General features: G+C 65.1%; 12 protein-coding genes. 7 read left to right on the forward strand and 5 right to left on the reverse strand.

Annotation, left to right across the window (positions count from 1 at the left end; translation table 11 throughout):
• The first annotated feature begins 99 nt into the window (after positions 1 to 99).
• The gene (locus ACQCS0_RS17640; protein ID WP_354160309.1) at positions 100 to 300 is read left to right on the forward strand and encodes a DUF1508 domain-containing protein; all 201 of its coding nucleotides are present in this window, start codon (positions 100 to 102) and stop codon (positions 298 to 300) included.
• Between the two features lie 8 nt (positions 301 to 308).
• Here the strand turns inward: ACQCS0_RS17640 and ACQCS0_RS17645 are convergent, their stop codons facing one another.
• The 3 genes from ACQCS0_RS17645 to ACQCS0_RS17655 are packed head-to-tail and all read right to left on the reverse strand — an operon-like array spanning position 309 to position 3,087.
• Positions 309 to 986, reverse strand: coding sequence for a CoA pyrophosphatase (locus ACQCS0_RS17645; RefSeq protein ID WP_354154585.1), 678 nt, complete (start codon positions 984 to 986; stop codon positions 309 to 311).
• Entirely contained in the window at positions 983 to 1,807 is an 825-nt protein-coding gene (nth, locus tag ACQCS0_RS17650; RefSeq protein WP_426938868.1) for an endonuclease III, read from the reverse strand. The genes ACQCS0_RS17645 and nth overlap by 4 nt, the downstream gene beginning before the upstream one ends.
• 8 nt (positions 1,808 to 1,815) lie before the next feature.
• Positions 1,816 to 3,087, reverse strand: a complete 1,272-nt coding sequence (locus tag ACQCS0_RS17655) for a hypothetical protein (protein WP_426938869.1) — start codon at positions 3,085 to 3,087, stop codon at positions 1,816 to 1,818.
• Between the two features lie 405 nt (positions 3,088 to 3,492).
• Here ACQCS0_RS17655 and acs point away from each other — a divergent pair, with 405 nt between their 5' ends.
• Both acs and ACQCS0_RS17665 read left to right on the forward strand, forming a co-directional pair.
• Positions 3,493 to 5,502, forward strand: a complete 2,010-nt coding sequence (acs, locus tag ACQCS0_RS17660; protein WP_426938870.1) for an acetate--CoA ligase — start codon at positions 3,493 to 3,495, stop codon at positions 5,500 to 5,502.
• A 162-nt stretch (positions 5,503 to 5,664) separates the two neighbouring features.
• Positions 5,665 to 6,468 (forward strand): DeoR/GlpR family DNA-binding transcription regulator, encoded by an 804-nt coding sequence (locus ACQCS0_RS17665; RefSeq protein WP_354154581.1) that lies wholly within the window; start codon positions 5,665 to 5,667, stop codon positions 6,466 to 6,468.
• A 1-nt stretch (position 6,469) separates the two neighbouring features.
• Here the strand turns inward: ACQCS0_RS17665 and ACQCS0_RS17670 are convergent, their stop codons facing one another.
• Both ACQCS0_RS17670 and ACQCS0_RS17675 read right to left on the reverse strand, forming a co-directional pair.
• Positions 6,470 to 7,489, reverse strand: a complete 1,020-nt coding sequence (locus tag ACQCS0_RS17670) for a LacI family DNA-binding transcriptional regulator (RefSeq protein WP_354154580.1) — start codon at positions 7,487 to 7,489, stop codon at positions 6,470 to 6,472.
• A 17-nt stretch (positions 7,490 to 7,506) separates the two neighbouring features.
• The gene (locus ACQCS0_RS17675) at positions 7,507 to 8,706 is read right to left on the reverse strand and encodes a Gfo/Idh/MocA family oxidoreductase (RefSeq protein ID WP_354154579.1); all 1,200 of its coding nucleotides are present in this window, start codon (positions 8,704 to 8,706) and stop codon (positions 7,507 to 7,509) included.
• Between the two features lie 213 nt (positions 8,707 to 8,919).
• Between ACQCS0_RS17675 and ACQCS0_RS17680 the strand changes: the two genes are divergently transcribed.
• From ACQCS0_RS17680 to ACQCS0_RS17695, 4 genes are all read left to right on the forward strand, one after another.
• Complete coding sequence (locus ACQCS0_RS17680; protein ID WP_354154578.1) at positions 8,920 to 9,885, forward strand: sugar ABC transporter permease; 966 nt, start codon at positions 8,920 to 8,922, stop codon at positions 9,883 to 9,885.
• An 11-nt stretch (positions 9,886 to 9,896) separates the two neighbouring features.
• On the forward strand, positions 9,897 to 10,862 hold the full coding sequence (locus ACQCS0_RS17685) for a carbohydrate ABC transporter permease (RefSeq protein ID WP_354154577.1): 966 nt from the start codon (positions 9,897 to 9,899) through the stop codon (positions 10,860 to 10,862).
• Between the two features lie 45 nt (positions 10,863 to 10,907).
• A complete protein-coding gene (locus ACQCS0_RS17690) occupies positions 10,908 to 12,248 on the forward strand; it encodes a sugar ABC transporter substrate-binding protein (protein ID WP_354154576.1) in 1,341 nt (446 codons plus the stop codon).
• A 98-nt stretch (positions 12,249 to 12,346) separates the two neighbouring features.
• Positions 12,347 to 14,548, forward strand: coding sequence for an alpha-galactosidase (locus tag ACQCS0_RS17695; protein ID WP_354154575.1), 2,202 nt, complete (start codon positions 12,347 to 12,349; stop codon positions 14,546 to 14,548).
• The last annotated feature ends 47 nt before the right edge of the window (positions 14,549 to 14,595 follow it).

A 14,595-nucleotide genomic window follows, 5' to 3' on the forward strand; every position in this document is an offset into this window, starting at 1 on the left:
CTGGTCGGAACCTCTGTGACCATGATTACATCAGAAGAGCGACTGAAACAGACGCTCCAGCTATTCATGCAAAGACGCATATCAGGGGAGGTCCGGCCTATGGCGGGCAGGTTTGAAATACATCGGGTAAGTGACGAGTGCTATCGGCTCAGGCTCACCGACTCAAACGGCAACATCGTGGCAGTTTCGCCCGACTTCAAGCATCTCGGGGCCCTGAAGGACGGCATCAAGGCCTTGCGTGAAAACGCGGCCACGGGCATTGTTGTTGATCTTCGGCAGCAACCAGTCACCACCAGCTAAGCCCGGTGCTAGAAAACCACCTCGTGCAGCATGGTCCGGTCCCACGGCACCGCCCAGCCCAGCTGCTCAAAAAGGCCATCCAGAATGATCCCGGTGAAGCCCCAGACCAGCACACCGCTGACCGCGAACGCGGGGCTGCTGAACGTCCTGCCATCGCGGCTGGCCGTGGCTGTCACCCGGTTGGCCGGGTCCAGCAGGTCCCGGACGGGGATCCGGAAAACCTGGGCGGATTCGGCGTAGTCAACCACCTGCACCGGCGACGGCGCCGCCCACCAGCCGAGCACCGGCGTCACCAGGAAGTTACTGCGGGCCAGCCCAAGCTCCTGCAACGTTCCCAGAACCTCCACCCCTGCGGTGTCCAGCCCGGTCTCCTCTTCGGCTTCGCGCAGGGCAGCGGCTACGGGGGTTTCGTCGGCGTCAATGGTGCCACCGGGAAAGGCAACCTGGCCGGGATGGGAATCCAGGGTGTGCGCGCGTTCCAGCAGCAGGACATCAAGATCCGCCGCGGCCAGGGGTCTGCCAGAGGCGGCCGGAACGTCGTCCAGTACACCGAAAAGCATCAGGACTGCCGCCTTGCGGGCTAGGGCTTCATCCACGGTCAGGGCCGCCCAGGCAGTGTTCGGAGCGGTGACGTCGCCGCTGTCCGATCTGAGCACCAGGTCGATCAGGTCCTGGCGTGCGCTCATGGGAGCCGCCTCTGTGATTCCATCCGGATTTCAGCGGCGCGGTGTGTTTCGGCCAGCAACCGGTTCAGGAGAAGTTCGTTCCCGGGCGCCAGTTCGTATTTAAGGAGCTTGGCAGCCTTGGCAGGGTCAGTCTCGCCCAACCCGTAGCTGGGGCACCAGTTCGCTACCGGACATGCGCCGCAGGCAGGCTTCCGTGAGTGGCACACCCGCCGCCCGTGGAACACCACACGGTGCGAGAGCATGGTCCAGTCCTTGGGCTCAAACAGTCCAGCAACGTCGAATTCGATTTGCACCGGGTCTTCGGAGGTGGTCCAGCCGAAGCGCCGTGCGAGCCGGCCGAAGTGCGTGTCCACTGTGATCCCGGGGATACCGAAAGCATTGCCCAGCACCACGTTGGCGGTTTTGCGCCCCACTCCCGGCAGCGTCACGAGGTCCTCCAGCCGGCCGGGGACCACGCCGTCGTACTCGTCCACCAGGCGCGTGCTCAGCGCCATCACGTTCTTCGTTTTGGCCCGGAAGAAGCCGGTGGGCTGCAGGATCGCTTCGAGCTCGTTGGGATCGGCCTCGGACAAAGCCCGGGCGTCCGGGTAGCGCGCAAACAGGATCCTGGTGACCTGGTTGACCAGCACATCGGTGGTCTGGGCCGACAGGACCGTGGCCACCACCAGTTCGAATGGGTTCCGGAAATCCAGCTCAGCATGGGCATACGGGTACTTCTCCGCCAATGCCTTGTTGATCCGTCGCGCCCGGCGCTTCAACGCCAGCAAAGACTCCGGGGCTGCTGCAGCCGGGCCGGATCCGGGTCTACGGGAGGGGGCCACAGGCCTGGTTAGCCGCGCTCGATGTTGCTGAGGTCGCGCAGCACGCCCACGCGGCCGTCGGTGTGCTGGACCAGGAATTCGTGGCCGCGGTCTTCCAGGGCCAGTACCCAGCCACCCGGTTCGATCACAAAGGCGGGGGCGCCGGTCTGGGCGTCCACCGCTGTACGGTGCTGCGCCACGGCAAACCAGAATGCCTCCTGCGCAGGCTCTTCGTACGATTCTTCCGGCCTGGAAGCCGGATCCACGGTGGCGCCGATGGGCTCCACGCTGCGCACCTGCTGATGCACGGCCGTCGCCGCAGGTTCCGCGGCAGCTTGGCGAGCCGGGGCAGGGTCACCCGCGCCGGCGTCGTGAAACGCCGTTTCAGGGGCAGCAGCGGCGGACGCGGCCGCAGCAGCAGTCGGCGCAGATTCAACTGGAGCCGCAGCCGCCGTCGGGGTGTCACCCGCAGTGGTCTCCTCAACGGCGGGCGTCACTGAAGCGTTCGTCGCTGTTGGGGAAGGCACGACGTCGGCGGCCTGGGTTGCGGGGCCGGGGTGGCCGGCGGCGGTCCACTTCTGAACCTCCGGAGCGGAGGAGACTGCTGCTGACGCAGCCGGGGAGGAGAAGGCCCCAGCCGAAGCGGCAGGGGTGGCGGAAGCCGCGGAAGCTGCCGGGACGGGCGAGCCCTCAGGCTTGGGTTCCTTGGGCGTGTGCGGCCTGGGCAACGGCACAGCCGACTCGCGGGCCATCACATGGGCCGGTGATTCGTCGCGCCCCAGAAAGTCGCCGGCGAAGTGAGGGATATACCGACTCAGCACGGTCCCCGCGAACAGCACCACCGAACCGACCAAGCCCACCAACAGGCTGGGAACATAGGCCGCGGCCGCAGACACGAAGAAGAACGCCAGCGCAAAGGCAGCCACCACAGACGCGAACTGGTCAACGGACAGCGAGCCGATGCGGACTCTTGTCGCGGGAGCGAGCCGGCGTCCAACAAAGAGTGCCGAGACAATCAGCGGCAACACAATGCCGAGGCCCAGGAAGAACAGGCTGCCTGCATTCCAGAGATTAAACCGGCCGAAGAAAATAGGCAGCAGCGAGGCCACCAGCAGAATGACGGTCGCGGCGAAAACGGCCAGGTCCCGGAGCGTGAATGGACCCAGCACGGCCTGGTTGGTGGTGCCCGGCTTGGCGCTGGCCGGCTTCTGTGCGCCCTTCGCTGAGCCCTCCTCCGGGGTGGTCCCAGCCTGTGCCCCGGTTGCGCGGCCAAATTTCTGGCCGAAGCGTTGCTGGTTCATTCTGTACTCCTTAGCGTGGCGGCACCGGGACGGTTATGTCCCAAAACTGTGCCATCCGAAACGGCGGCAACGGCCAGGCCCGGCAGTGCAGCACCGGATCCGACAACTCCGTGGAAACTCACAATTCAATCTCAGCCTAGTCAACCGCATGGCCGATCACTAGCCGATCCGCAGCGGTGGGCCGCCGGTTCGCAGGGTCCGCTAACCATTCAACGCTAAATAAACGCCGTTCGCGGGCGCCTCTGTGACAGCGAACACATGGTTGCCCCGGCGCGTATTACGCTTGATTCCGGAACAGCTCTTTGCGGAATGTCCGTGATCGGCCGCTGCCCGATGCCGCGCAAGCGACGGAGCACGGCCGGGCGACGGCAGCCGCTTAAAGACCGATGAATGATGAGGTTCACCATGTCTCAGGACACTCCCGGCTCCACGGCCACCGCCCCCGCGGCTTCCGTGAGGGCAGACCAGCAGGGCGACGCCTTTGAAAACCTGCTGCACGAAAACCGCACTTTCGCCCCCAGCCCCGAGTTCGCTGCCGACGCCGTTGTCACCGCCGCTGATTACGCAGAGGCCGACGCCGGCCGCCCGGCTTTCTGGGCGAAGCAGGCCCGCGAGCTGCTCACCTGGAGCAAAGACTTCGACGAGGCATTGGACTGGTCCAACCCGCCGTTCGCCAAATGGTTCGTGGGCGGCGAGGTCAACGCCGCGTACAACGCGCTTGACCGCCATGTGGAGAACGGCCTCGGCGACCGGGTGGCCATCTATTTCGAGGGCGAACCCGGGGATACCCGCACCTACACGTACGCCCAGCTCACCGAAGAGGTCAAGAAGGCCGCGAACGCCTTCGAGTCCCTCGGCGTTGGCAAGGGTGACCGGGTTGCTGTCTACCTGCCCATGATCCCGGAGGCCGTCATCACGCTGCTGGCCTGCGCCCGCATCGGCGCCGTGCACTCCGTGGTGTTCGGCGGGTTCTCCGCAGACGCCCTGCGCTCCCGGATCGAGGACGCCGAGGCCAAGCTGGTTGTCACCGCGGACGGTACCTACCGCCGCGGCAAGCCCAGCGCGCTCAAGACCGCCGTGGACGAGGCCCTCGCTGTCGACGGGCACACGGTCCAGAACGTTGTGGTGGTCAAGCGCAACGGCCAGAACGTGGACTGGCACGAAAGCCGGGACCACTGGTGGGCGGACACCGTGGAACTGGCCTCCCCGGAGCACAAGGCCGTAGGCCACGACTCCGAGCACCCGCTGTTCATCCTGTACACCTCCGGCACCACGGGCAAGCCCAAGGGCATCCTGCACACCACCGGCGGCTACCTCACCCAGGGCGCCTACACCCATAAGGCTGTCTTCGACCTGCACCCAGAAACGGATGTGTACTGGTGCACGGCCGACGTCGGCTGGGTCACCGGCCACTCGTACGTCGCCTACGCGCCGCTCATCAACGGCGCCACCCAGGTGATGTACGAAGGCACCCCTGATTCCCCGCACCAGGGACGCTGGTGGGAGATCATCGAGAAGTACAAGGTCTCCATCCTGTACACCGCCCCCACGGCCATCCGTACGTTTATGAAGTGGGGCCGGGAGATCCCGGACAAGTACGACCTGTCCTCGATCCGGGTCCTCGGGTCCGTGGGCGAATCCATCAACCCCGAAGCCTGGATGTGGTACCGGGACGTCATCGGCGGCAACAAAGCACCGATCGTTGACACCTGGTGGCAGACCGAAACCGGCGCCCAGATGATCGCCCCGCTGCCCGGCGTCACCGCCACCAAGCCCGGCTCAGCCCAGGTCCCGCTGCCCGGCATCGCCGTGGACGTCGTCGATGAGCAGGGCGAATCCGTGCCGGACGGCCACGGCGGCTTCCTGGTGATCCGCGAACCCTGGCCGGCCATGCTCCGCGGCATCTGGGGCGACCCCGAACGGTTTAAGGAAACCTACTGGTCCCGCTTCGAAGGCATGTACTTCGCCGGCGACGGCGCCAAGAAGGACGAGGACGGCGACATCTGGCTCCTGGGCCGCGTGGATGACGTTATGAACATCTCCGGGCACCGGCTCTCCACCACCGAGATCGAATCCGCCCTGGTGTCCCACCCCTCCGTGGCCGAGGCCGCCGTTGTGGGCGCCGCGGACGAAACCACCGGCCAGGCCGTCGTCGCGTTTGTCATCCTGCGCGGCGACGCCGTGGACACCGGCGACGCCATCGTTCAGGAACTCCGCAACCACGTGGGCAAGGAAATCGGGCCCATCGCCAAACCCAAAACCATCCTCGTGGTACCGGAACTGCCCAAAACCCGCTCCGGCAAGATCGTCCGCCGCCTCCTCAAGGACATCGCTGAGGGCCGCGAATCCGGTGACGCAACCACATTGGCGGACACCACAGTGATGCAGCAGATCGCGCAGTCGCTCCGGAAATAACGCTTCGCAGCCAAGAAAGCCCGACGACGGCGCTTCTCACCTGGGCCCACACCGTCCGGGTTCCCTGACCGAGCTTGCGAGGTTAGGGGGACGGTGGGGAGGGCGGCGCCGTCGCCGTATGCTGGGAGCAGCCCTGTCGCCGGAATTAAGGATTGCTTTCACATGCTCCCTGCTGCACGACACCAGGCCATTGTGGATGCCGTCCAGCGCGAGCGTGTGGTGCGGGTTTCGGACCTCGCCCAGCAGTTGGGCGTTTCTCTGATGACCGTCCGCCGGGATATCGAGCTTCTGGAGGCAGGCGGCAAGCTGGAGCGTATCCACGGCGGCGCCAAGCTCCCCGGCGATGTCAGCACGCATGAGCCAGGCTTCGAACTTAAGTCCACCCAGCTGACCGCCGAGAAGCGGGCCATCGCACTGGAGGCTGCCGGCCTGGTGTATGAGGGCATGGCCGTTGGTCTGAGCGCCGGCACAACCACCTGGGCCCTCGCCAAGGAGCTGGTGAACGGTCCGCGGATCACGGTGGTCACCAATTCCGTGCGCATCGCTGACCTCTTCCACCACGCTGCCTCCGGCGGCGCTGCCCGCTTCCCATCAACCGTGATCCTGATCGGCGGCGAGCGGACGCCGTCGGACGCTTTGGTGGGTCCCATCGCGACGGCCGCGTTGAAGCAGCTGCACCTGGACGTGCTGTTCATGGGTGTGCACGGTATGGACGCCGACGCCGGCTTCACCACGCCCAACCTGTTGGAGGCGGAGACTGACCGGGCGTTCGTCGCCGCCACCCGGAAAACCGTAGTCCTGGCCGATCACACCAAGTGGGGGCTGCTGGGCATCAGCACCATCGCCCCCTTGGACGCGGCCGATGAGGTCATCAGCGACGCCGGACTGGGCCCAGAAGCCCACCGCATCCTCGGCCAGCGCGTGGGCAAAGTCCGGATCGCGGGGCAGCGAACCAAAAGCCCTTAATTCAGGGGCAGCCGCAGGACTGGCGGACGTGGAGCTTCGTGGGGAACATCTGCTGCTGCGGTGCGGCCTTGCGACGCGCAGCCAGGATGCCTTCGACGGCGGCCGCGGCCATCTCCCGGACCGGCTGATCCACGGTGGTCAGCGCCGGCCACGTGTACTCCGCCTCGGCGGAGCCGTCGAAGGAGGTCACCGCGATCTCTCCGGGGACTGCGACACCTGCCTCATGGAGCGCGCGGAGGATACCGACCGCCTGCATGTCCGAGCTCGCGAAAATCGCCGTGGGCCGATTCGAAGCGGCCAGGAGCCGTTTGCCCGCTTCGTAGCCACCGGACCGGGTGAAGGGGCTGCGTGCGATCGGCCCCTCAGGGAGGCCAGCCTCCGCAAGCGCCTTCAGCCAACCGAGTTCGCGCCCGTCAACGTCATTCCCCACGTTGGTGCCCATGGCCAGGCCGACGTTGGTATGACCGTGCCCCAGGAGGTGCTCCACGGCGATCTGTGCCCCGGCCAGGAGGTCCACACCGATGCTGTTGACGCCCGCCACCTCACGGTCCTGGTTGAGCAGGACCCACGGAATATCGGCCTTCTCGAGGTCTTCCAGGTCCGGTTGAAACAGGACGCTGGCGAGTAATACGCCGTCCACCTGCCGCGCTGCCAGGTTCCTGACGTTCCGGCGTTCCTTGGAAATGTTGCCGTCGGAGTTGGTCAGCAGCAGCGCGTAGCCCCGCTCGGCCGCCGCGTCCTCCACAGCATGCGCGAGGAGCGAGAAGAAAGGGTTCGAGTTGTCGGGCACGATCAGCCCAAGTGTCTCGCTGGATCCCAACTTGAGGGCTCTGGCCGCCGCGTTGGGGCGGTAATCCAGGACGCGGATGGCGTCCTGGACCTTCGCCTCCGTGGCCGGAGCCACCTTCTTGGGCCCGCCATTCACTACATAACTGACGACGGCGGTGCTGACGCCCGCGTACCGGGCAACGTCCTTGCGGGTCACCGGGCCACGCGGGGCCTGCACTGTGGGAGTCGTCATGGTGTACATGCTAGCTATCAGATCCCCGGGGCGTCGCCGAAGTCGCGGATGGGCAGCCGTTCCCCGCCGCGGAGGGCCGACTCGTGCGCCACGATGCCGGGCAGCGTGAACCGGGAGGCAACCCAGGCGTTGACCGGCGGCTGCGTGCCGGTGTTGACCGCTGTCACGAAGTCATCCACCAGGAAGTGGTGGCTTCCATCGTGCCCGTTCGGTGCACCGCGGAACTCCGCCGGCAGCCGATCAGCGTCGTGGACAGGCGAGAGTCCGGAGACGAAGGCGTCCCTCAGTTCCGGCGCAACGTTGGCCAGCGACGGGTCGTCGAGGGACATGCTAGGCCGGGTTTCAAATTGCTCGGAAATGTCCTGGACGTTTTCCTTGTCCTGCCAGACGGAGACTTTTGCGAGCTGTTCGAAGCTGGCCTCCGTCCCGAAGAACCGGAACCGGGATTCCCTGATATGTGAGGGATATCCCACGCGGCGCATCTCGTTGGTGCGCATAACGCCGCCGTCATTGAGTTCAAAGAGGGCGGTGGCGTTGGAGAAGTCGTTGCCGAACATGCTGACTTCCTTGTCGAAGACACCATCGTTGCGGTCATCCTTGACTCCGACGCAGCTGACGCTGACCGCGTGGGCCGGGACGGCGCCGAGCACGCCGCCCACCGCGTGCGTCGGGTACAGCATCGGCGGGTAGCTGGCGGTCTCCTTCCAGCGGTCACCGCCGCTGTACTGGTAGGCATCGTAGAAGCCCAGGTCCATGTCGTGGACGTAGTCGCCTTCGCTGTAGAAGATCCGCCCGAATCGGCCGGCGGCGTGCTGTTGGCGCGCATAGACGGTGGCCGGGTTGTAATAGCTGGTCTCTCCCATCATGTAGACCTTTCCGGTCTCGCGCACGGCATCGATGATGCGGGCGATCTCTTCCTCGGAAATGGCCATGGGGACGGCTGAGTAGACGTGCTTTCCGGCGCGGAGTGCCTGCTCCACCAACGGTCCGTGTGTCCAGCGCTGGGTGAAGATGGCCACGGCGTCGACGTCGGAGGCAAGGAGGTCTTCAAAGCTCTCCTCCGACCCCGCCAAGTGGTAGCGGTCCACTGCCTCGGCCGCACGTTCGGGAAGATCATCCACCGCAAAGACGGCACTGACGCCGGGGTGGAGATTGAAGAGGTGCGCGAACTGGCCGCCGAACTGGCCAACTCCTACTACGCCGATTGAAAACGTCATTGTTTGCCTTCCCTGGATGCTGTGACGGAAGACCGGGCAAGCGCTGTCCGTCAGGATCCCCAGTGTTTCAGTTGAATCTACTCGAGTCAATAGCCTCGCGACTGGCTAAATTACTTCAAATAAAGAAGAAAATCCAATACTTGCCAGCTTTAATCTACTCGTGTAGATTTTTTATCAGTTGTTACCCACATCACAGTCAGGAAGGGGTCGAAGATGACCACCCTTACCAAGCAGCAGCGAGACCCGGCAGGCCGGGCGGCACGGTCCAAGACAGGAAATACCGGGAGTACCCGGAAGAAGAGCCGCACGCACCGGATGGGCGATCTGAGGATCGCGATGGTGTTTATCTTCCCGGCGATGATCGGGTTCTTGGCATTTTTCCTGATCCCCACGATCCGGGGTGTTTACCTCAGCTTTACCGAGTACAGCATCCTGGGTGATCCCACCTGGATCGGGATCAAGAACTACACCGCGATTTTCGCCGACGAACTGTTCTGGAACGCTATGAGCGTGACCCTGCAGTACGTGGCGCTGAACATCGGCTTCCAGACAGTCATTGCCCTGGGCCTGGCGCTGCTGATGCACCGCGTCGCGAAGTCCACGTTCATCCGGGGGGCGCTGCTGCTGCCGTTCCTGGTGGCCAACGTGATTGTCGCCCTCCTCTGGTTCTGGATGCTCGACTACCAGCTGGGCATCGTCAACGAAATCATCAGCTGGCTGGGCGGGCCCCGGATCGCGTTCTTCGGCAGCGAACAGTGGGCCATTCCCACCATCGCGTTCGTCAACGTCTGGCGCCACATGGGCTACACCGCCCTGCTGATCTTCGCCGGACTGCAGTCAATCCCCAGCCACGTCTACGAGGTCGCCTCCCTCGACGGGGCGTCGCCGACCCGGACGTTCTGGTCCATCACCATGCCGCTGCTGCGCCCGGTGCTGGTACTCGTCCTTGTGGTCACCGTCATCGGTTCCTTCCAGGTCTTCGACACCGTGGCCGTCACCACCGCTGGCGGCCCCATCAACGCCTCCCGCGTCATCCAGATGTACATCTACCAAAAAGCATTCACCGAGTCCGACTTCGGGTACGCCTCCGCACTCTCTGTCATTCTCTTCGTCATCCTCGCCCTGGTCGCCTTCGTTCAAATGAAGTTCCTCAAGGGCAACGAATCGGACCTGGACTAAGGACCCCCGCCATGACCACTTCGACTCCGTCCCGCCACGACCCGGCCGCCCGCACCCGCACCCGCACCCGCACCCGCACCGCCCTCATCATCAAGCCCCGCAAGCCGTTCAACTGGCGACGCGCCGGGGCCTGGACCCTGGTAGCCATCGCGCTGGTCGTCACCATCGCCCCGTTCCTGTGGATGCTCCGCACCGCCCTCTCCAGCAACCATTCCCTCGCCGCGAACGCCGGCAACCTCCTGCCGGCCGACTTCAGCTGGGGCGCCTTCAAACGCGTCCTGGGCTTGCAAACCCCCGAGGAAGCAATCGCCGAAGGCGGCTCCGGAGCTGCCATCAACTTCTGGTGGTATCTGCGCAGCTCCATCATCGTCTCCACCCTTGTCACCGCCGGACAGGTGTTCTTCAGCTCCATGGCCGCCTACGCCTTCTCACGGCTGCGCTGGCCCGGCCGGGAAAAAGTCTTCGCACTGTTCCTGGCCACCATGATGGTCCCGCCGATCTTCACCGCGCTGCCCAATTTCCTGATGATCAAGAACCTCGGACTCCTGAACACCTACGCCGGCATCATCCTGCCGTTCCTGTTCATGACCCCGTTCGCGATCTTCTTCCTGCGCCAGTTCTTCATGAGCATGTCGCGGGAAGTGGAGGAAGCCGCCATGCTCGACGGCGCCAGCAAGTTCCGCATCTTCTTCAAGATCGTGTTGCCCAACGCCGGCGCCCCCATGGCCACCCTGGCGCTGCTGACCTTCATCGGCACCTGGAACGAATACTTCTGGCCACTGCTCGTAGGCCAGGACGAATCCGTCCGGGTCCTCACCGTCGGACTGGGCGTCTTCAAATCCCAGTCCCCGCAGGGCGCCCCCGACTGGTCCGGCCTGATGGCCGCCACCCTCATCGCCGCCCTGCCCGTCCTGATCCTCTTCATCGCCTTCGGCAAGAGGGTAGTGAACTCCATCGGCTTCTCCGGCATCAAATAACCCCTCGCTTCACTCCTCCCCCGTAACACCCTCGAAAGGTCCACCATGAAGAAAACCCTTGGCATCGCCGCTGCTGCTGCTGCCATCGCCCTGTCCCTCTCCGCCTGCGGCGCACCCGCTCCGACCTCCACCGAGGCCAAAGGCGAAATCAACTACTGGCTCTGGGACGCCAACCAGCTCCCTGCCTACCAGCAGTGCGCCGATGACTTCACCAAGGCCAATCCGGACATCAAGGTCAAGGTCACCCAGCGCGGCTGGGACGATTACTGGACCACCCTGACCAACGGCTTCGTCGCCGGAACGGCGCCGGACGTCTTCACCGACCACCTGGCCAAATACCCCGAGTTCGCCGCCAAGAAGCAGCTCCTCGCCCTGGACGACGCCGTCAAGAACGACAAGCTCGACCTGGACATCTACAACAAGGGCCTGACCGATTTGTGGGTTACCGAAGACGGCAAACGCTACGGTCTGCCCAAGGACTGGGACACCGTCGCGATGTTCTACAACAAGAAGCTCGTCACTGATGCGGGCTACACGGAAGAGCAGCTCAAGGGCCTCGACTGGAACCCGAAGGACGGCGGCAGTTACGAGAAGGCCATCGCGCACTTGAGCGTGGACAAGAACGGTGTCCGCGGCGACGAGTCCGGCTTCGACAAGAACAACGTCGCGGTCTATGGTTTGGGCCTGGAAAACTCCGGCGCCGGCACCGGCCAGACCCAGTGGAGCTTCCTCAGCGCCACCATGGGCTGGACCCACAATGACAAGAACCCGTGGGGCAAGGACTTCAACTACAACGACCCCAAGTTCCAGGAAACCATCGCCTGGTGGGCCGGACTCGTTGACAAGGGCTACATGCCCAAGCTCGAAACCACCGTGGGTGCCAGCGTGACTGATAACTTCGGGGCCGGCAAGGCCGCCATCAACACCAACGGCTCCTGGATGATCGGGCAGTACACCAGCTACAAGGGAGTGGAAACAGGCATCGCCCCCACACCCAAGGGACCGGACGGCAAGCGCGCGTCCATGTTCAACGGCCTGGCCGACTCCATCTGGGCCGGAACCAAGAGCCCGGCAGCCTCCATCAAATGGGTCGAATACCTCGCCTCGGCAAAATGCCAGGACGTCGTGGCGGCTAAAGCAGTCGTTTTTCCCGCCATCACTTCCTCCTCCGAGCTCGCCGCCAAGGCGTTCGAGGCCAAGGGTATTGACGTCACCGCCTTCACCACCCATGTCACGGACGACACCACGTTCCTCCTCCCGATCGCGGACAAAGCGGCCAAGGTCGAGGGCATCATGAAGCCGGCCATGGACGCAGTCCTCTCCGGCAAGAAGCCGGTCAGCTCCCTCAGCGACGCCAACGAACAGGTCAACGCCCTCTTCAAGTAGGCCAGAAGCTTGACCGGCTGTGCGCCGCGGGCATTGCGTTCCGCGGCGCACAGCCTGGCTTTTTTTATCACTCCCACCCTTTAGAAGGACAGCATTCAATGGACCCCCTCCACCTCCGTTCCGCCGGCACCAGCCTGGTGGTCAGTTTCGACAGCGGGGAGGCCGAGGTCATCCACTGGGGCGCGGATCTTGGCAGCACCCTGCCGGACCTCGCCATCCTCGGCGAACCGATCCCCCACTCCGCCATCGACGCCAACGTGCCCGCCGGCCTCCTGCCGCAGGCATCCTCCAGCTGGCGCGGCCGTCCCGCCCTCCGCGGCCACCGCACCGCCGACGGCGTCTCCGGCCTCGACTTCTCGGCCCGCCTCCGCGTCGTGACAACGAGCGCCGAGGGCAATTCCGCCGTCATCGTCCAGGCCGATTCCGACGCCGGCCTCACTGTCTCGTCCGCATTGACACTGCACGACGGCGGCCTGCTGGAGCTGCGGCACACCCTCACCAACGACGGCGCCACGCCCTACCAGCTCGACGAGCTGGCCACCGTCCTCCCGGCGGCGCCCGACGCCGTCGAACTCTTGGACCTGACCGGGCGCTGGTGCCGGGAACGCCACCCGCAGCGCCGCCCCATCCAGCAGGGCACCTGGGTCCGCACCGGCCGGCACGGCCGCACCGGACACGACTTCTCGCTGCTCTTCGCCGCCGGCACCGCCGGGTTCGGCAACCGCCACGGTAAGGTTTGGGCCACGCACCTGGCCTGGAGCGGCAACCACGAACAGTTCGCGGACAGCATTGGCGATGGCCGCACCATGATCGGCGGCTCCGAACTCCTGGGCCCGGCCGAGGTCATCCTCGCACCCGGCGCCAGCTACACCACACCGGCGCTCTTCGCCGCATACTCGGACCGCGGCCTGGACGGCATCAGCGAGGCGTTCTACAGCTGGTTTCGGTCCCGCCCCCACCACGTGCTCCCAGCAGCCGCCGCCGGCACTTCGACTCCCGGCAAGCCCCGCCCGGTGGTGCTCAACACCTGGGAAGCGGTCTACTTCGACCACAACCTCTCCACCCTGATCGAGCTGGCCGACTCCGCCGCCGAACTGGGCGTGGAACGGTTTGTGCTCGACGACGGCTGGTTCCGCGGCCGCCGCGACGACCACGCCGGCCTGGGCGACTGGTACGTCGACGAATCGCTCTGGCCCGACGGCCTCACGCCCCTGATCGACGCCGTGACCTCACGCGGGATGGAATTCGGGCTCTGGGTGGAACCGGAAATGGTCAACCTGAACTCCGACATTGTCCGCGCGCACCCAGAATGGATCGTTGGTCCGTCCGTCCAGAGCTACAAGGACGGCGGCCGCCTGCCCCTTGAATGGCGGAACCAGCATGTGATCGACCTCGTGAACCCGGAAGGGTGGCAGTACATTTTCGACCGCGTCGACACCCTGCTGCGCGAGAACAACATCAGCTACCTCAAATGGGACCAGAACCGGGACCAGCTCGAACACGGCCACGCCGGCCGCTCTTCGGTCCACGAACAGACCCTCGCCGCCTACCGCCTCTTCGACGAACTCAAAAAGGCCCACCCCGGCGTCGAAATTGAAAGCTGCTCCTCCGGCGGCGCCCGCGTGGACCTGGGCATCCTGGAACGCACCGACCGGATCTGGGCCTCGGACTGCAACGACGCGCTCGAACGGCAGACCATCCAGCGCTGGACCGGACTGGTGATCCCGCCGGAGCTCGTGGGCGGCCACGTCGGACCCACCACCTCGCACACCACAGCCCGCACGCACGATCTGTCCTTCCGCGCCATCACGGCACTGTTCGGCCACTTCGGCATGGAGTGGGATGTCCGCAGCGTCCAGGGCGCCGAGCGCGAGGAACTCAAACGCTTCATCAGCCTCTACAAGGAACACCGCGCCCTGATCCATAGCGGGCACATGGTCCGCGCTGACCTCGCTGATGACTCGCTCATGCTCCACGGCGTAGTTGCCGACAGCGGTGCAGACATGGGTAAAGGTTCGACGGCGGCACTGTTCGCCCTGGTCAGCACACGCACCGCCTTCGCGGAACAACCCGGACGGATCACCATCCCCGGGCTGTACCCGGACCGGGACTACCAGGCAGAAGCCATCTTCCCGGCCCCGGCCGATGCCGACTACGCCCACACCTTCACCCAGGTCCAGCCCCCCGCCTGGCTAGCAGACGGCGCAGTGGCCAGCGGCCGGTTCCTCGCCCAAGTGGGCCTGCCCATGCCCGCACTCAACCCGGAACACGCCCTCGTCCTGAGGTTCACGGCCCTGTAACCGCCAGATGGCCTCCTGCGCAAGCACTGATCGTAAGAATGCGCGGC

Source organism: Pseudarthrobacter sp. S6 (genome assembly GCF_050156575.1).
Classification (GTDB): Bacteria; Actinomycetota; Actinomycetes; order Actinomycetales; family Micrococcaceae; genus Arthrobacter.